This window comes from Jiangella gansuensis DSM 44835 (genome assembly GCF_000515395.1).
In the GTDB taxonomy this organism is placed as follows: Bacteria; Actinomycetota; Actinomycetes; order Jiangellales; family Jiangellaceae; genus Jiangella; species Jiangella gansuensis.
The window spans coordinates 3,887,210-3,905,374 of sequence record NZ_KI911782.1; the positions used below are offsets into that span (position 1 = coordinate 3,887,210).

Sequence of the window (18,165 nt, forward strand, 5' to 3'; positions counted from 1 at the left end):
TGCACCTTGGCACGCGATATCGGCGCCTTGGTACGCGAACTCATCGCTCGAGAGTCCAGTTTGTCCCGGTTCGGGGAGCGATATCGCGTACCAAGGCGCGAGCCGCGTGATCGGTCCGCGCAGCCCGTATCCGTGCCCAGGCGGCACGCGTCTTCCAACGGCAACCCTCCAGCCGGGCAACCGTCGCACGCGGCCAGGCAGCCAGGCGGCCAGGCGGCCAACGGCAGGCGAACTCCCGCTCCGGCAGGCAAGCATCCATGGTGCGGCGGGAACACCCCTGCCGAACGTGATCATTTGGAAGGGGCGGACCCGGGGCGGACCCGGGGCCGGCGGGTGCGGGGTCAGGTCACGCGGCGGGTGCTCTGGCGCAGGACGACCTCGCCCTTGATGCGCCGCGTGCGGGGCTTAGTGCGCTCGGGCGCGCTCAGGACGAGGTCGAATGCCGTCGCGCCGACCTTCTCCAGCGGCAGCCGGACCGTGGTCAGTGCGGGGTAGACGTCGCGCAGCGTGCTGATGTCGTCGAACCCGGCCAGGCCGAGGTCGCCGGGGACGCTCAGGCCGCGCTCGCGGCAGGCCGCCATGGCGCCGACGGCCATCACGTCGTTGACGGCGAAGACGCAGTCCAGCTCGCTTTCGCGGGCCAGGAGCGTCTGCATCGCCTCGTAGCCGCCGTCGCGGGTGAACGCGCCGGGCACGACGTACGCCGGGTCGAGGTCGAGGCCGTGCCGCCCGAGCCCGTCGCGGAAGCCGTGCACCCGGTCGCGGGCGGTGAGCATCGGGTCGGGGCCGGCGAGCACGCCGAACCTGCGGTAGCCGAGTGCGACCAGCTCACCGGCGAGGTCGCGGGCGCCGAGACGGTTCTCGATGACGACCGTGTCGACCGGTAGCTGCTTCTGCGAGATGGCGACGACGGTTCCGCCGGCGTTCTCGAAGATCTCGACCTCGCGGCGCAGCGCCTGGGCGCACTCGTCGCCGTCGATGCGGCTGCCGGCGAGGATGACCGCGCGGCTGCGCTGGCCGCGGGCGGCGACCAGGTAGTCGACTTCGCGCTCGGACCGGCGCAGCGTGCTGCCGAGCGTGACCAGCACCTGGTGGCCCTCGGCGGCGCCCATGACGCCGGCGGCGATGGAGGAGAAGTAGGGGTCGGCGATGTCCTGGACCACCAGCCCGACGACGTTGGTCTGCCCGCGCGCCATGGCCTGCGCCTGCGCGTTGGGGGCGTAGTTGAGGCTGCGCGCGGCCGCGAGCACCCGTTCGCGGAGGTCGTCGCCGACCTTGCGGGTGCTGCCGTTCAAGGCGCGCGAGGCGGTCGCGAGCGAAACCCCGGCCCGGGCCGCGACCTCCATGAGCGTGACCGAACCGCGCTGTTGCTCGGCCATGGTTCTCCTGTCCACGGTGGAATGCGTCTTCCACGATAGACCGCTGCCGGGCGTCCGGTGCGGTTGGCGGGCCGGCGTCGCGTCCGGAGCGCCCGAACCGTACTGTCCCACCGTTAGACAGCATGTTAAATTGTCAGGACAAACTCGACGGCTCCGGGAGGGCGCGGCATGCGGGTCGGTTTCGTCGGCGTGGGACGCATCGGTGCGGCTCACGCCCAGGTGGTCCGGGATCATCCCGCGGTGACGTCGGTGCGGGTCGCCGATGCCGATTCCGCACGGGCCCGCAAAGTCGCCGACGAACTCGGAGTCGAGGCGGCCGCCGGCGCGGACGAGGCCTTCCGTGACGTCGACGCCGTCGTCATCGCCGCCGCGACCGCCGCACACGCGGAGCTGATGATCGCCGCGGCGCGGGCCGGGTTGCCAGTGTTCTGCGAGAAGCCGGTCGCCGCGGACATCGCCGGGACGCTCGAGGTGCTGGCCGCGGTCGAGTCGGCGGGCGTGCCCAACCAGATCGGCTTCCAGCGCCGGTTCGATGCCGGCTACGTGGCGGCGCGGCAGGCCGTCCAGGACAAGACGATCGGTGAGCTGCGCCGCGTGCACCTGATCACCGCCGACGCCGAGCCGCCGCACCCCTCGTACGTGCCGACCTCCGGCGGCATCTTCCGCGACTGCCACATCCACGACTTCGACATCCTGCGCTGGGTCACCGGCCGCGAGGTCGTGTCCGTGTACGCGGTCGGCGCGAACCGCGGCGCCGAGGTCTTCGCCACCAGCGGCGACGTCGACGAGTCCGCCGCGGTTCTCACCCTCGACGACGGCACACTGGCCACTCTGCAGGGTTCGCGCTACAACGGCGGCGGCTACGACGTGCGCATGGAGGTCGCCGGAACGTCCGCGACCCACGCCGTCGGGCTGGACGACCACGCCGCGCTGGTGTCGGCCGAGCCCGGTGTGACGTTCCCGGCCGGCGACCCCTTCCGTGAGTTCTGGAGCCGGTTCCGGCCCGCCTACGAGGCCGAGATCAGCGCCTTCGTCGACGTCGCCCGCGGCGAGCGTGAGAGCCCGTGCACCGTCGCCGACGCGCTGGAGAGCTTCTACGTCGCCGAGGCCGCCACCCTGTCGCGCAACGAAGGCCGCGTCGTCAGGCTCACTGAGGTGAAGGTATGACTTTCGAAGTGCTGACCATCGGGCGGGTGGGTGTCGACATCTACCCGAACCAGGCCGGGGTGGGGCTGGAGGACGTCACCACGTTCACCAAGTACCTGGGCGGCTCGGCCACGAACGTCGCGGTCGCGGCGGCCCGGCACGGCCGGCGCTCCGCCGTCGTCACCCGGACCGGCGACGACCCGCTGGGCCGGTTCGTGCACCGGGCCCTCACCGGGTACGGCGTCGACGACCGCTTCGTCACCGCTGTGGACGATCTGGCCACGCCGGTGACGCTGTGCGAGATCTTCCCGCCGGACGACTTCCCGATCTACTTCTACGGGCGCACCCCCACAGCGCCGGATCTGCAGATCCGCGCCGACGAGCTCGACCTCGACGCCGTCCGGGACGCCGACATCTTCTGGGCCACCGTCACCGGCCTGTGCCAGGAGCCCAGCCGGTCCGCGACGCTCGCCGCGCTCGAAGCACGCGGAAAACGCGGCATCACCGTTCTCGACCTGGACTACCGGCCGATGTTCTGGCCGTCGAGAGAAGCCGCTCGCGAGGTCGTCCAGCAGGCGCTGCGGCACGTCACCGTCGCCGTCGGAAACCTGGACGAATGCGAGACGGCCGTCGGCACCCGCGAACCGGCCGCGGCCGCCCGGGCGCTGCGCGAGGACCACGGCGTCGCCACCGCCGTCGTCAAGCAGGGCCCGAAGGGCGTGCTCGCGGTCGACGACACCGGCGCCTACGACGTCCCGCCGATTCCCGTCGACGTCCTCAACGGCCTGGGCGCGGGCGACGCGTTCGGCGGCGCGCTGTGCCACACCCTGCTCGACGAGCGCCCGCTGGACGAATGCGTGCGCTTCGCGAACGCCGCCGGCGCCATCGTCGCCACCCGGCTGGCCTGCTCCGAGGCGATGCCGACGACGGCCGAGGTCACCGCATTCCTGTCGGGTGATACGACACCGATGGGCGATGGGGGGCCGAAGGTCTCCCGGAGTCCTCGGTCCAGGGATCGAGGCTGAAATGAACGGTTTGCGCTGTTCGCATCACCCGACATCGGAGGGGTTGATCGAGGATGCCGATGTCCGCTGACCGCCTGCGCACTCTCGTGGACACGCGCATCCACCGGCCGGACGCCGTCGCCGAGGCGGCCGCGCGGCGCTCGCGCCCGGACAGCCTGCTCGGGCCGACCGGCAAACTCATGGTGATCGCTGCGGACCATCCGGCTCGCGGCGCGCTGCGTGCCGGGAAGGACCCACTGGCCATGGCCGACCGCGCCGAGCTGCTGGACCGGCTCGTCGTGGCGCTCGGCCGGCCCGGCGTGAATGGCGTGCTCGGCACCGCGGACGTGCTCGAGGACTTGTTGCTGCTCGGCGCGCTCGACGACAAGGTGGTGGTCGGCTCGATGAACCGGGCCGGGCTCGCCGGCACCGTCTTCGAGATCGACGACCGGTTCACCGGCTATGACGCCGCCGCCATCGAGACGATGGGCTTCGAGATGGGCAAGATGCTGCTTCGCATCGACCCCGAGGACCCTGCCACCCCGGCCACCATGCAGGCGTGTGCGCAGGCCGTCGACTCGCTCGCCGCCCGCCGGAGGATCGCGCTGGTCGAGCCGTTCATCTCGCACCGCGTCGACGGCCGGCTGCGCAACGACCTGTCCACCGAGGCGGTGGTCCGGTCGGTGACGGTGGCCGCGGGCCTGGGCACCACGTCGGCGTACACCTGGCTGAAGCTGCCGGTGGTCGACGACGACCCGGACGGCATGGAGCGGGTGCTGTCGGCGTCCACGTTGCCGGCGGTACTGCTGGGCGGTGAGGTCCCGGAGGACCCGGACGCGGCGTTCCGGCAATGGGAGAAGGTGCTGCGGCTGCCGACGGCGATGGGCCTGGTGGTCGGCCGCACGCTGCTCTACCCGCCGGACGGTGACGTGGCGGCGGCGGTCGACACCGCGGTGAGCCTGTTGTGAGGTGGCGGAGCAGTCGACATGGTGGCGAGGGAGCATGACATGAAGCACTACTGGCCGGCCGGCAGCGCGGCCCGCGGCCCGTACGCGACCGAGCTGACGCCGGGCACCGTCGGCGGCTGGCGGTGGACGTCGCTGCGGGTGCTGTCGCTCGACGCCGGGCAGAAGCACGAGTTCAGCAGCCGTGACGAGGAACTGTTCGTGCTGCCGCTGTCCGGCGGGTGCACGGTCACCGTCGACGGCGAGCGGTTCGAGCTGACCGGGCGTCCGAACGTGTTCAGCGGACCGACCGACACCGTGTACGTGCCGCGCGACGTCTCCGTCGTGATCGGGACGGACGGCGACGGCACCCGGATCGCCCTGCCCGCGGCGCCGTGCGCCAACCGGCTGTCCACGCGGTACCTGCCCGCGCAGGACGTCGTCGTCGAGATCCGCGGCGCCGGCAACTCCACCCGCGAGGTGCACAACTTCGGCTCCGCGGACACCTTCGAGGCCGACCGGCTGATCGCAGTCGAGGTGATCACGCCGGCGGGCAACTGGTCGTCGTATCCGCCGCACAAGCACGACGAGGACCGGCCCGGCGAGGAGTCGGAGCTGGAGGAGATCTACTACTTCGAGGTCAGCGACGAGCGCGGCTTCGGCTACCACCGCGTCTACGGCACCGACGACCGCCCCATCGATGTGCTGGCGGAGGTGCGCACCGGCGACGTCGTGCTGGTGCCGCACGGCTGGCACGGGCCGTCGGTCGCCGCGCCCGGCTATCACCTGTACTACCTGAACGTGATGGCCGGCCCGGGCGCCACCCGCGAGTGGCTGATCAGCGACGACCCGGCGCACGCCTGGGTCCGCGACGAGTGGGCGGAACAGGCCCCGGACCCGAGACTGCCCATGATCGTCGGCGATCCACCCCGCCATGACGGGGTCGAAAGCCGATGATCACGGGAAAGGAGAGATCATGAGGCTGACGGTCGGGCAGGCCACCGTCCGGTTCCTGGCCGCCCAGCACACCGAGCGCGACGGCGTCGAGCACCGGCTCTTCGAAGGGTGCTTCGGCATCTTCGGGCACGGCAACGTCGCCGGCATCGGGCAGGCACTGCTGGAAGCGGAGCTGGACGACCCCGCCGCGCTGCCGTACTACCAGGCGCGCAACGAGCAGGGCATGGTGCACGCGGCGGTCGGGTTCGCCCGGATGCGCAACCGGCTCTCCACGCTGGCCTGCACGTCGTCCATCGGGCCGGGTGCGACGAACATGGTGACCGGCGCGGCGCTGGCCACCATCAACCGGCTGCCGGTGCTGCTCCTGCCCGGCGACGTGTTCGCGACCAGGGTCGCGGACCCGGTGCTGCAGCAGCTGGAGCTGCCGCACGCACCCGACGTGACGGTCAACGACACGTTCCGGCCGGTGTCGCGGTACTTCGACCGGGTGTGGCGGCCCGAGCAGCTGCCTGCGGCGCTGCTGGGTGCGATGCGCGTCCTGACCGACCCGGCCGAGACCGGCGCGGTGACCGTCGCGCTGCCGCAGGACGTGCAGGCGCAGGCCTACGACTGGCCCGCCGAGCTGTTCGCGAAGCGGGTCTGGCACGTCGCCCGGCCGGTACCCGAGCCGGCCGCGCTGGGCCGCGCCGTCGACGTCATCCGGGCCGCCAAGCGGCCGCTCGTCGTGGCCGGCGGCGGTGTCATCTACAGCGAGGCCACCGAAGCGCTGCGGGCGTTCGCCGAGGCCACCGGCATCCCGGTCGCGGAAACCCAGGCCGGCAAGGGCAGCCTGCCGTACGACCACCCGCTGTCGCTCGGCGCGGTCGGGGCCACCGGCACGACAGCGGCCAACCGGTTCGCGCGCGAGGCCGACGTCGTCATCGGCATCGGCACCCGCTACAGCGACTTCACCACGGCGTCCCGGACCGCGTTCCAGGACCCCGGCGTGCGGTTCGTCAACGTCAACATCGCCGGCTTCGACGGCGTCAAGCATGCCGGTCTGCCGGTGGTCGCCGACGCCCGGGCCGCGTTGGAGGCCATGACGGCGGCACTTGCCGGCTGGCAGACCGGCGGCGGCTACCGCGAGCTGGCCGCCACGCTGAACGCCGACTGGGACGCCGTCGTCGAGGCCGCCTACACGGCGGGGCGCGGTCACCCAGACGCGTCTCGGCCGACGCTGCCGGCGCAGACCGAGGTCATCGGCGCGGTCAACGAGGTCAGCGCCCCGCGCGACGTCGTCATCAACGCGGCCGGATCGATGCCGGGCGAGCTGCACAAGCTGTGGCGCACCCGCGACCCGAAGGGCTATCACGTCGAGTACGGCTACTCGACCATGGGCTACGAGATCGCCGCCGGAGTCGGGGTCCGCATGGCCATCCTCGCCCAGGACCCGGACCGCGACGTGTTCGTGCTGGTGGGCGACGGTTCCTACCTGATGATGGCGCAGGAGCTGGTCACCGCCGTTCAGGAGCGCATCAAAATCATCGTGGTGCTGGTGCAGAACCACGGCTTCGCATCCATCGGCTCGCTGTCGGAGTCGCTGGGGTCGCAGCGGTTCGGCACCTCGTACCGGTACCGCTCCGGCGGGTCCGGCCGGCTCGACGGCGACGTGCTGCCGGTCGACCTGGCGGCCAACGCGGCCAGCCTTGGCGTGCGCGTCATGCGGGTGGACACGGTCGACGAGCTGAAGGCCGCACTGCGTGACGCCAAGCAGGCGCCGGCCGACGGCGGCCCGGTGCTGGTCCACGTCGAGACCGATCCGCTGGGCGGCGCACCGGACAGCGACTCCTGGTGGGACGTGCCGGTGAGCGAGACGGCGGCGCTGGACACCACCCGCGCCGCCCGTGCGGAGTACGAGCGGCACAAGAAGGCGCAACGGCCGTTGATCGGCCCGGAGCGGACGAAGGAGAGCGACGCATGAGGACCATCGAGCACTGGATCGGCGGCGGCACCACCCGGGCCGGGTCGACCCGCACCGCCCCGGTGTGGAACCCGGCCAGCGGTGAGCAGCAGGCCGAGGTGCTGTTGGCGGAGACCGCGGACATCGGTGTTGCAGTTGCTGCCGCCAAGACCGCGTTCGAGAGCTGGTCCCAGGCGTCGCTGACGAAGCGGACGAAGGTGCTGTTCGCGTTCCGCGAGCTGGTCTCCCGGCATGCCCGCGAGCTGGCAGAGATCATCGCCGACGAGCACGGCAAGGTGGTCTCCGACGCCCTCGGCGAGGTGCAGCGCGGCCTGGAGGTCGTGGAGTTCGCCTGCGGCATCCCGCAGCTGCTCAAGGGTGAGTACTCCGACCAGGTGTCCACCGGCGTCGACGTGTTCAGCTTCCGCGAGCCGCTGGGTGTGGTCGCCGGCATCACGCCGTTCAACTTCCCCGTCATGGTCCCGATGTGGATGCACCCGGTGGCGATCGCCTGCGGCAACGCGTTCGTGCTGAAGCCCAGCGAGCGGGACCCGTCGGCGTCGATGCTGGTGGCGAAGCTGTGGTCGGAGGCCGGCCTGCCCGACGGCGTCTTCAACGTCGTGAACGGCGACAAGACCGCCGTGGACGCGCTGCTCGACCACCCGGACGTGGCCGCGGTGTCGTTCGTCGGCTCCACCCCGATCGCGCGGTACATCCATGGCAAGGCCAGCGCCAACGGCAAGCGGGTGCAGGCGCTGGGCGGCGCGAAGAACCACGCCGTCGTGCTGCCCGACGCGGACGTCGACTTCGCCTCCGACCACCTGGTCGCCGCGGCCATGGGGTCGGCGGGGGAGCGGTGCATGGCCATCTCCGCGGCGGTCGCGGTGGGCCGCGGCGCCGACGAGCTGGTCGAGGCGGTGGCCGCGAAGGCCGCCGCGGTCAAGGTCGGCCCGGGGCGCGACGAGTCCAGCGAGATGGGCCCGGTCATCACGGCGGCGGCCCGCGACCGCATCCTCGGTTACATCGACTCCGGTGAAAAGCAGGGCGCCACCCTCGCCGTCGACGGCCGCGGCCTCACCGTCCCGGGACACGACGGTTTCTTCGTCGGCCCCACGGTGCTGGACCGGGTGACACCGGAGATGGACGTCTACCGCGACGAGATCTTCGGCCCGGTGCTGTCCGTGGTGCGCACCGACGACGTCGACGCCGCGATCGAGCTGATCAACGCCAACCCGTACGGCAACGGCACGGCCATCTTCACCAGCAACGGCGAGGCGGCCCGCCGGTTCCAGCGCGGCGTGAAGGTCGGGATGATCGGCGTGAACGTCCCGATCCCGGTGCCGATGGCCTATTACTCGTTCGGCGGCTGGAAGGACTCGCTGTTCGGCCAGTCGCACATCCACGGCCCGGAAGGGGTCGCGTTCTACACCCGGGCCAAGGTGGTGACGTCCCGCTGGCCGCGGGTCGAACACGCCATCGGGGCCAGCTACCACTTCCCGACCACGTCCTGATCGTTCTCGTGATAGTCCAGTAGCCGCCGAGTGATCGGCCGGGGTCGCGTCGGCGGGCGGGCCCGGCCGCGGGGGGTCCCCCGATTCCCGCCGCGCGGGACCCCGCCGCCTGCCGGTCGCGGGGCTCCGCACCGTCAGGTGAGGAGATCGCAACGATGCGACGATACCGACCCATGAGACCCCGCAGGGCGGCCGCCGGGGCCGCGCTGGCCGCCGTCCTCGCTCTGACGACGGCGGCCTGTAGCAGCTCCGGCGGACGCGAGGCCGAGGAGGAACGCGAACGGGCGGCGGCCGCCGGAAATGCCGGACCGCCGCAGTTCACCGTCGCCTTCGTCACCCACGAAGCCCCGGGCGACACGTTCTGGACCATCGTCCGGGCCGGCGCGGAGGAGGCAGCCGCCCGGCACAACATCGAACTGGTCTACTCCAACGACCCCGAGGGCCTGCGGCAGGCGAACCTCGTGCAGAACGCCGTCGACTCTCAGGTGGACGGCATCGCGGTGACGATGAATAAGCCGGACGCGATGACCCCGAGCGTCCAGCAGGCCGTCCAGGCCGGCATCCCCGTCGTCGGCGTCAACTCCGGCATGGACGCCTGGGAGGCCGCCGGCGCCATCATGTTCTACGGCCAGGACGAAGCCATCGCCGGCCAGGCCGCGGGGGAGCGGCTCAGCGAGGAGGGCGTCGGCAGCGTCCTGTGCGTCCTGCACGAGCAGGGCAGCGTTTCGCTGGAGGCGCGCTGCGACGGCGCCGCGTCGACGTTCACCGGCACCATGGAGAAGCTCTACGTCGACGGCACGAACATGCCGTCGGTCCGTTCCACCATCCAGGCCAAGCTGGCCGAGGACCCGGACATCGAACGGGTGCTGACGCTCGGCGCGCCGTTCGCCGTCACCGCCGTCCAGTCCGTCGCCGACGCCGGCGCGTCCGCGCAGGTGGTCACGTTCGACACCAACGCCGACCTGGTGGCCGCCATCGAGGCCGGCGACGTTCTCTGGGCCGTCGACCAGCAGCCCTACCTGCAGGGGTATCTGGCCGTGACCGGCCTCTGGCTGCAGATCACCAACGGCAACGACATCGGCGGCGGCGAGGCCGTGCTCACCGGGCCCTCGTTCATCACCAGCGAGAACATCGCCGAGGTCGCCGAGTACGCGCAGCGCGGGACGAGGTGACGCTGCGATGAGCGACGTCGTCGAAGCCCGCCCGGGGCCGGCGGACGCCGGACCCGGCAGCACCGGCCAGCGTCCGCGGCGGTCCCTGCTGCGACAGCTGTTCCTGCGCCCCGAGACCGGCTCGCTGGTGGGCGCGGTCGTCATCTTCGTGTTCTTCTTCGCGCTGGCCGGCCCGTTCCGGCGGGTGGACTCGTTCGCCACCATCACCTACGAGGCCTCGGTGCTGGGCATCATGGCCGTCGCGGTGGCCCTGCTCATGATCGGCGGGGAGTTCGACCTGTCCGCTGGTGTCGCGGTGACGACGTCGGCCATCACCGCTGCGGAGCTGAGCTACCAGCTGACGCTCAACGTGTGGGTGGGCGTGTTCGCGGCCCTCGCGGTCTCGCTGGGCATCGGCCTGCTCAACGGCTTCCTGGTGGTGCGGACCGGACTACCCAGCTTCCTGGTGACACTGGGTACGTTCCTCATGCTCCAGGGCGTCAACCTCGCGGTGACCCGGCTGATCACCGGCACCGTCTCGACCCAGCGCATCTCCGACATGGACGGGTTCGGGTCGCTGCAGGCCGTGTTCGCTTCGGAATGGGACATCGGCGGGGTCCGGTTCCGCACCATCATCCTGTGGTGGCTGCTGTTCGTCGCCGTCGCCACCTGGGTGCTGCTGCGCACCCGCGTCGGCAACTGGATCTTCGCCGTCGGCGGCAACCAGGCCAGCGCCCGCGCCGTTGGCGTGCCGGTGGCGAAGGTGAAGATCGGGTTGTACATGGGCGTCGGGTTCGCCGCCTGGTTCGTCGGCATGCACCTGCTGTTCTCGCTGCAGACCGTGCAGGCCGGCGAGGGCGTCGGCAACGAGTTCCAGTACATCATCGCCGCGGTCATCGGCGGCTGCCTGCTGACCGGCGGCTACGGGTCGGCGGTCGGGGCAGCCATCGGCGCGTTCATCTTCGGCATGACACGGCAGGGCATCGTCTACGCCGGCTGGAATCCCGACTGGTACATGACGTTCCTCGGCGCGATGCTGATCCTCGCGACCCTGACAAACCTGTACGTCAAGAAGCTCGCGGCTCGGAGGTAGCGATGGCCGACGTGGAGACCCCGCTCATCGAGATGGACAAGGTCGGCAAGCACTACGGCGCCATCCAGGCGCTGACCGACGTGTCGATGACCGTGCGTGCCGGCGAGATCACCTGCGTGCTGGGCGACAACGGCGCGGGCAAGTCGACGCTGATCAAGATCATGTCAGGGCTGCACCAGCACACCGCCGGGGTGATGCGGGTCGACGGCGAGGAGACGGTGTTCGGCTCGCCCCGCGAGGCTCTGGACCGCGGCATCGCGACGGTCTACCAGGACCTCGCGGTCGTGTCGCTGATGGAGGTGTGGCGCAACTTCTTCCTCGGCTCCGAGATCCGCCGCGGCATCGGGCCGGTCAAGATGCTCGACACCGACGGTATGCGGCGCACCGCCCGCGAGGAGCTGGCCAAGATGGGCATCGAGCTGGCCGACATCGACCAGCCGATCGGTGAGCTCTCCGGCGGGCAGCGCCAGTGCGTGGCGATCGCCAGGGCGGTCTACTTCGGCGCCCGGGTGCTGATCCTCGACGAGCCGACCGCCGCGCTGGGCGTCAAGCAGTCCGGGGTGGTGCTCAAGTACACCGCGCGGGCCCGCGACGCCGGTCTGGGCGTGGTGTTCATCACCCACAACCCGCACCACGCGTTCCTCGTCGGCGACCACTTCATCGTGCTGAAACGGGGCCGGATGAACCTGGACTGCCGCCGCTCGGAGATCACCTTGGACCAGCTAACGCAGGAGATGGCCGGCGGCGACGAGCTGGGCACGCTGGCTCACGAGCTGCGCCGCTGACCCCCGCCCGATGATCATCAAGAGTTGATCCGGCCATCACCGGGCCAACTCTTGATGATCATGGAAGCTGGGCCAGGGTCAGCTGGCCCAGGCCATCAGCGCCTCGTTGCGCCGCGGGTCGCGCAGCAGCATCAGCGCGTGCTTCTCCAGCTGCCGCACCCGCTCGCGGGACACGCCGACCTCGTCGGCGACGTCCTGCAGGGTGTGCTCGTGCCCGTCGACCAGTCCGTACCGCATCCCGATGATCTTCGCCTCGCGGGTGGGCAGGGAGTCCAGGACGCTACGCAGCTGCTCGCTCAGCGCCCGCCGCTCGACCAGGTCGCTGGCCTGGACGGCGTCGTCGTCCTCGATCAGCTCGCCGATGCTGGACTCGCCGTCGTCGCCGATGGGGGTGTCGAGGCTGAGCGGGTCGCGGGAGACCCGGCGCAGTTCGACCACCTTCTCGGGCGGCAGTCCGGCCTCCTCGGCGACCTCCTCGACCGTCGGGTCGCGGCCCAGCAGCCGCTGCAGGTCGCGGTCGATGCGGTGCAGCTTGGCGACTGTCTCGGACACGTGCACCGGCAGCCGCACGGTGCGGGTCTGCTCGGCCAGGCCGCGCTGGATGGCCTGCCGGATCCACCACGTGGCGTAGGTGGAGAACTTGAATCCCTTGGCGTAGTCGAACTTCTCGACCGCGCGGATAAGCCCCAGGTTCCCTTCCTGGATGACGTCGAGGAAGGGCAGCCCGCGGCCGGACAGCTTTCGTGCGACCGACACGACCAGGCGCAGGTTGGCGCGGATCATGTGGTCGCGGGCGGACTGGCCGTCACGGACCAGGGCCTCGAGCTGGGCGCGGTGCTTCCCGGTGAGCTTGCGCTTGGTGGGCACGGTGCCGGCCAGGAGCTGCTCGGCGTAGACGCCGACCTCGATGCGCTTGGCCAGCTCGACCTCTTCGGCCGCGGACAGCAGCGGGGTGGAACCGAGCTGCGCCAGGTACCGACCGACCAGGTCAGGCTCGCCATCGGAGCGCGCCTGCCTGCGCCGCGACGTGCTCGCGTTACCGGCCTTGGGTGCAGCAGCTGCCATCAGTGTTGTCCCCCTCGAGGTCGAGTCGGTGTCCGGACCGTACCCGCACGATCAGCGAACATACGTTCTCAACGCACGAGACGGAGGGAAGATTCCCGGGAGAAGTGTTCAGATGCCGGGTTTCGTGATAAGGGACCGTGCCGCTCCGGTAACGATACCGGCCCGTCCGTTTTCGAGACCCACCGGTACATGGCAGGCTGACCGTACGTACTGTTGTCATGACAAAGTCGCGCGGGCTCGGCGGGGTCGGGCTCGAGGACGAATGGGAAATGGTGTGGCGATGAAGGGGATTGCGGGCGCTCCGGTGAGCTTCGGGGTCTTCGAGCTGACAGCGGACCAACCGCTCCCGGAACCGGAGGAGATCCTCGCGCCGCTGCGCGACCTCGGGTACGACGGCGTGGACCTCGGCCCGGTCGGCTGGCTGGGCCGAGGTGACGAGCTGCGGCGCCGGCTGACGACGTACGGCCTCACCCTCGTCGGCGGCTGGGTGGACCTGCCGTTCACCGACGACGACGCGTTCCGTGCCGCGCTGCCGGTGCTCGACGACGCGCTCGAGGTGTTCGTGGCGGCCGCCGAGGTCGACCCGTCGCGTCCGCCGCTGCCCACCCTCGCCGACGCCGGCGACGAGCGCCGCCGGGCCAACCCGGGCGGTGCGGCGCCCGGCCTCAGCCTGGACGAGAAGGGCTGGGACCGGCTCACGGCGAACGTCGCCACCGCGGCCCGCCGGGTCCGTGACGCCGGACTGGAGCCCACCTTCCACCACCACGCCTGCACCTATGTCGAGACGCCGGCGGAGATCGACGAGTTCCTGGCCCGCACGGACGTGGGCCTCACGTTCGACAGCGGCCACCTGCTCATCGGTGGCGGCGACCCGGTCGAGGGCTGGCGGCGCTGGGGCAAGCGGATCAACCACCTGCATCTCAAGGACGCCCGCACCGACGTGCTCGACCAGGTGGTGCGCGAGAAGGCCGGCATGCGGGCCGTTTGGGAACGGCGCGCATTCGTCGAGCTCGGCGCCGGTGACCTCGACGTCGACGGCTTCATGGGAGCCGTCCAGGACAGCGGCTTCGACGGCTGGCTGGTCGTCGAGCAGGACGTGATGCCGTCGCCGTCCGACCCGCCCGGCCGGGTGATCGAGGACCAGCGGGCGAACCGCGAGGCGCTGCGGCGGTGGTTCCCGTGACCGAGCGGGTGCGGATCGCCGTCGCCGGCCTCGGCGCCGTCGCGCAATCCGTGCACCTGCCGCTCATCACCCGCCGGTGGGATCTGTTCGAGCTGGCCGCGGTCTGTGACCTGTCGCCGTCGCTGCGCGACGCGGTCGGCGACCAGTACGGCGTCCCCGCCGAGCGCCGGTACGCCGACGTCGGCACCATGCTCGCCGAGGCCGAGATCGACGGCGTCGTGCTGCTCACGTCCGGCTCGCACGGCGACGCCGCACTGCGGGCCCTGAGCCACGGTGTCGCCGTCTTCTGCGAGAAGCCGCTGGCTTACACCCTCGCCGAGGCCGACGTGCTGGCCGAGGCCGAAGCCGCGCTGGGCCGCCCTGCGCTGCTGCTGGCGTACATGAAGGAGCACGACGAAGCCGTCTGGCGGCTGGCCGACCTGCTGGCCGGCGTCGACGGCGTCCGCGCGGTCGAGGTGTGCGTGCTGCACCCGACCGGCGCATCGCAGCTGGACTTCGCCAACCTGCGGCCGGCACCGGCCGACGTCGACCCAAAGGCGCTGGCACGGGTCCGGGCGGACTCCGAAGGGCTGCTGGACACCGCGATCGGCGCCGGCACCCCGCAGCGGTTGCGCGACCTGTACGCGAACGTCGTCCTGGGCAGCCTGGTGCACGACACGTCCCTGCTGCGGACGCTGTTCGGCGGGCTGGTCGCCGTCGACGGCGCCCGCGCCTGGCCCGACGACGCGTTCCCGCCGTCGGTCGAGGTCGACGGCTGGCTGCCCGGCACCGTGCGGGCCCGGATGAGCTGGCACTACCTGCCCGACTACCCGGCGTATGAGGAGTCTCTGGTGGTGCACCACGCCGGCGGCTCGCTGCGGCTGACGTTCGGCACGCCGTACGTGGTCAACAACCCGACCCGGCTGGAGGCGGTGTCGCGGCCGGAGAACGCCGCGGCGGGCGGGGTCGTGCGGTCCGAGTTCGTCTCCACCGACGAGTCGTTCGAGAACGAACTGGTCGACTTCCACCGCATGGTGACCGAAGGTCAGCGGCCGCGAGCCGGGGTCGCCGAGGGCCGCGCCGACATCCTCACCAGCCAGCGCATCCTGCGCGCCCTGGCCGGCGACGACACCCTGACCGGGGAGGCGGCGAAGTCATGACGGAGCCCGACATCGTCCTGGTCCCGCACACCCACTGGGACCGCGAATGGTACGAGCCGTTCCAGGTGTTCCGGTTCAAACTGGTGGACGTCGTCGACGACGTCATCGCCCGGGCCGAGGCGGATCCTGCGTTCCGGTTCACGCTGGACGGGCAGTTCGCCGCGGTCGAGGACTACCTGGCGATCCGGCCGGAAAACCGGTCCCGGGTCGCCGCTCTGGTGGCGAGCGGGCAGCTGAGCGTCGGGCCATGGCTCATCCTGCTCGATGAGTTCCTCTGCTCCGGCGAGACCATCGTGCGCAACCTCGAGCTGGGCTGGCAGGGGGCGACGGCCCTCGGCGGGGCCATGCCGGTGGGGTACCTGCCGGACATGTTCGGCCATACGGCACAGATGCCGCAGATCCTGGCCCGCGCCGGGATCCAGCACGCGGCCCTGTGGCGCGGCGCTCCAGGTGCCCTGGCCACTCACGGCTTCCGCTGGGAGGCGCCCGACGGCAGCGCCGTGCGGGTGGAGTACCTGTTCGACGGATACGGCAATGCGCTGGACGTGTTCGCGCTGCCGGAGCGGCTGGGTGAGGCGGTGGCGGCGTACCGCGAGGAGACCCGGTCCTGGTACGGCGACCACCCGGTGCTCGGCATGCTGGGCACGGACCATTCCGCGCCCCGCCCGGACCTGATGGACCTGGTGCGTGGGCCGGGTGGACGTGGGCTCGCCGTGGCCGGCCTGGCCGAGTACGTCACCCGGTTCCGGCCCGACGACCCGAGCCTGCCGGTGGTCGTCGGCGAACTGCGCAGCCACGCCCGCGGCAACATCCTGCCCGGGGTCATCTCCATCCGGGTCGGCCTGAAGCAGGCGATGGCGCGGGCCGAGCGGGTGGTCGGCGAGGCCGAAGCGCTGGCCGCCCAGTACGACGCCGCGACGCCGGGGGAGCGCTACCGGTTCTTCGACCTGGCCTGGCGGCGCATCGTCGAGTGCACCGCGCACGACTCCGTCACCGGTTGCGGCGTCGACGAGACCGCCGACCAGGTGGCGGCGCGACTGGCCGAGGCCGCCCAGATCGGCCGGGCGGTCCGCAGCGGCGTGCTGAGCACGATGGCGACCACGGTGCCGTCGGACGCGCACCTGGTGGTCAACACCGTCCCGTGGCCGCGCACCGTGCTGGTGGAGCTCGACGTCGCCGCACCTGATCCGGCGGCGCCGGTGACGGCGGTCACGGCGGGCGGCACCGCGGTTGCGGTGCAGGAACTCGGGCGCTCGGAGACGACGCTCGGCGACGAAAAGCTGGCCGCGGGCGACCTGGAGAAGGTGCTGCGCCGCATCCACGGTCGCGAGCTGTTCGGCCAGCAGATCGAGCACTACACGGTGCGGCCCGGCGCACTGGACTTCGCCGTCGCGACGGTGCCGTCGACGCCCGATTTCGACCTCGCCGCGCTGCGCTCGGAGCTGTCCGCCGCGGCCGAGGCCGAGCCGGGCGGCTGGCGGGTGCGCACGGTCGCCGAGCAACGCCGCCGGGTGTTGGTCGCGGTCCCACTGGACGCGTCCGGGCAGACGGCGGTGCGGGTGACGCAGGAGGCCGCGGCCACGGGGGAGTCGCGGCCGGCTGAGAGCGTTGCCGTCGTCAATGGCCATGTCCTGGAGTCCGCGGACGTGCGGGTCGAGGTCGCCGAGGACGGCACGCTGGAGGTTCGCGGCCCCGACGGCACCACCTTGAGCGGAGTGGGCCGGCTGGTGTCCGGCGGCGACCGTGGCGACAGCTACAACTACGGCCCGCCGGCCGGCGACGTTCTCGTGGACACGCCGTCGTCGGTGCGCGTGACCGTGGACGAGCCCGGCCCGCTCCGCGGTGTGCTGCGCGTGGTGCGCCGCTACGACTGGCCGTCGTCGCTGTCCGAGGACGCCGACGCCCGGTCGGCGGCCACCGTGCCGGTCGAGGTCACGACGCTGGTGGAACTACGTGCGGGTGAGCCGTTCGTCCGGCTCGACGTGTCCTTCGTCAACCCGGCCCGCGACCACCGGGTGCGGTTGCACGTGCCGCTGCCGGAGCCCGTGACTGAGTCGGCGGCCGACGGGCAGTTCGCGGTCACCGCCCGCGGCCTGACGTCGGAGGGCGGCTGGGGCGAGTATCCCCTTCCGACGTTCCCGGCCTCGGCGTTCGTGTCCGCGGGTGCCGCGACCGTGCTGCTCGACCACGTCACCGAGTACGAGCTCACCGGCGACGGAACCGACCTCGCGCTGACACTGCTGCGGGCCGTCGGCTGGATGAGCGTCAACCTGCACCCGCTGCGCGACGAGCCGGCAGGCTCGCAGTTCGAGGTGCCGGGCGCCCAGTACGTGGGCGAACAGGTGCGCGCCCGGCTGGCGGTCGTGCCGCGCGCCGGCGGCTGGGGACCGGCGCGGGCTCCGCGGCTGGCGGAGGAGTTCCGGCACGACCCGCTCACCGTCGCGGGGACGGCGCCGGCGGGTGGTGCGCTGCCGCCGTCGTCAGCGGGGATCTCCGTCGGTGGGCCGGGCGTGGTGACGTCGTCGATCCGCAGCCGCGACGGCGAGATCGAGGTGCGGATGGTCGCGATGTCCGCCGCGCCGACGACGGCGATGGTGGCCGGCCCGTTCACCGCCGCCACCCGCACCGACCTGCTCGGCCGCGCCTTGGAGCCGTTGACCGTCACCGGCGGGCACCTCGACGTCGCGCTCGGACCCTGGGAGATCGCGACGCTGCGCCTCAGCTGAGCGGGTCACGGTCCCCAACGTCCCGTTGATCTTGGAGTAACCGCGGAATCCATCGGACAAAGCGGACGGCGATTCGGCAGTTACTCCAAGATCAACGGGGCGGGGTGGGCGCGCGCCGTGCTGCCGTTCAGCCACCCGCCGGT

14 protein-coding genes are annotated in these 18,165 nt (G+C 71.7%); 12 read left to right on the forward strand and 2 right to left on the reverse strand.

Translation table 11 applies throughout. From position 1 onward, the window contains the following. Positions 1–341 precede the first annotated feature (341 nt). On the reverse strand, positions 342–1,379 hold the full coding sequence (locus JIAGA_RS0118285; RefSeq protein WP_026876781.1) for a LacI family DNA-binding transcriptional regulator: 1,038 nt from the start codon (positions 1,377–1,379) through the stop codon (positions 342–344). A gap of 168 nt (positions 1,380–1,547) precedes the next feature. Here JIAGA_RS0118285 and JIAGA_RS0118290 point away from each other — a divergent pair, with 168 nt between their 5' ends. The 9 genes from JIAGA_RS0118290 to JIAGA_RS0118330 all read left to right on the forward strand — a co-directional run bounded on the left by JIAGA_RS0118290 (position 1,548) and on the right by JIAGA_RS0118330 (position 11,909). Next, positions 1,548–2,546 carry a Gfo/Idh/MocA family protein gene (locus tag JIAGA_RS0118290; RefSeq protein WP_026876782.1) on the forward strand — a complete coding sequence of 333 codons (999 nt, stop codon included), beginning with the start codon at positions 1,548–1,550 and terminating at the stop codon, positions 2,544–2,546. Further along, complete coding sequence (gene iolC, locus JIAGA_RS30710) at positions 2,543–3,550, forward strand: 5-dehydro-2-deoxygluconokinase (protein WP_084469775.1); 1,008 nt, start codon at positions 2,543–2,545, stop codon at positions 3,548–3,550. Before JIAGA_RS0118290 ends, iolC begins: the two co-directional genes overlap by 4 nt. Positions 3,551–3,609: 59 nt before the next feature. Next, positions 3,610–4,497 carry a Cgl0159 family (beta/alpha)8-fold protein gene (locus tag JIAGA_RS0118300; protein WP_026876783.1) on the forward strand — a complete coding sequence of 296 codons (888 nt, stop codon included), beginning with the start codon at positions 3,610–3,612 and terminating at the stop codon, positions 4,495–4,497. Between the two features lie 39 nt (positions 4,498–4,536). After that, positions 4,537–5,430, forward strand: coding sequence for a 5-deoxy-glucuronate isomerase (gene iolB / locus JIAGA_RS30715; protein ID WP_051426242.1), 894 nt, complete (start codon positions 4,537–4,539; stop codon positions 5,428–5,430). A 19-nt stretch (positions 5,431–5,449) separates the two neighbouring features. After that, positions 5,450–7,390: a 3D-(3,5/4)-trihydroxycyclohexane-1,2-dione acylhydrolase (decyclizing) gene (iolD, locus tag JIAGA_RS0118310; protein ID WP_035812686.1), complete on the forward strand. Its 1,941-nt coding sequence runs from the start codon at positions 5,450–5,452 to the stop codon at positions 7,388–7,390. Continuing rightward, entirely contained in the window at positions 7,387–8,880 is a 1,494-nt protein-coding gene (locus JIAGA_RS0118315) for a CoA-acylating methylmalonate-semialdehyde dehydrogenase (RefSeq protein WP_026876785.1), read from the forward strand. Before iolD ends, JIAGA_RS0118315 begins: the two co-directional genes overlap by 4 nt. 155 nt (positions 8,881–9,035) lie before the next feature. Further along, the gene (locus JIAGA_RS0118320; protein ID WP_026876786.1) at positions 9,036–10,052 is read left to right on the forward strand and encodes a substrate-binding domain-containing protein; all 1,017 of its coding nucleotides are present in this window, start codon (positions 9,036–9,038) and stop codon (positions 10,050–10,052) included. A 7-nt stretch (positions 10,053–10,059) separates the two neighbouring features. Beyond that, positions 10,060–11,124, forward strand: a complete 1,065-nt coding sequence (locus JIAGA_RS0118325) for an ABC transporter permease (RefSeq protein ID WP_026876787.1) — start codon at positions 10,060–10,062, stop codon at positions 11,122–11,124. A 2-nt stretch (positions 11,125–11,126) separates the two neighbouring features. After that, on the forward strand, positions 11,127–11,909 hold the full coding sequence (locus JIAGA_RS0118330) for an ATP-binding cassette domain-containing protein (RefSeq protein WP_026876788.1): 783 nt from the start codon (positions 11,127–11,129) through the stop codon (positions 11,907–11,909). Positions 11,910–11,987: 78 nt separating this feature from the next. Here JIAGA_RS0118330 and JIAGA_RS0118335 read toward each other — a convergent pair whose 3' ends face one another. Next, a complete protein-coding gene (locus JIAGA_RS0118335) occupies positions 11,988–12,974 on the reverse strand; it encodes a sigma-70 family RNA polymerase sigma factor (RefSeq protein WP_026876789.1) in 987 nt (328 codons plus the stop codon). Between the two features lie 280 nt (positions 12,975–13,254). Here JIAGA_RS0118335 and JIAGA_RS0118340 point away from each other — a divergent pair, with 280 nt between their 5' ends. From JIAGA_RS0118340 to JIAGA_RS0118350, 3 genes are read left to right on the forward strand one after another with little or no spacing between them, the layout of a single operon-like run. Next, on the forward strand, positions 13,255–14,157 hold the full coding sequence (locus JIAGA_RS0118340; RefSeq protein ID WP_026876790.1) for a sugar phosphate isomerase/epimerase family protein: 903 nt from the start codon (positions 13,255–13,257) through the stop codon (positions 14,155–14,157). Beyond that, the gene (locus tag JIAGA_RS30720) at positions 14,154–15,296 is read left to right on the forward strand and encodes a Gfo/Idh/MocA family protein (protein ID WP_211239726.1); all 1,143 of its coding nucleotides are present in this window, start codon (positions 14,154–14,156) and stop codon (positions 15,294–15,296) included. Before JIAGA_RS0118340 ends, JIAGA_RS30720 begins: the two co-directional genes overlap by 4 nt. Continuing rightward, positions 15,293–18,022, forward strand: coding sequence for a glycoside hydrolase family 38 N-terminal domain-containing protein (locus JIAGA_RS0118350; RefSeq protein ID WP_026876791.1), 2,730 nt, complete (start codon positions 15,293–15,295; stop codon positions 18,020–18,022). Before JIAGA_RS30720 ends, JIAGA_RS0118350 begins: the two co-directional genes overlap by 4 nt. Positions 18,023–18,165: the final 143 nt, after the last annotated feature.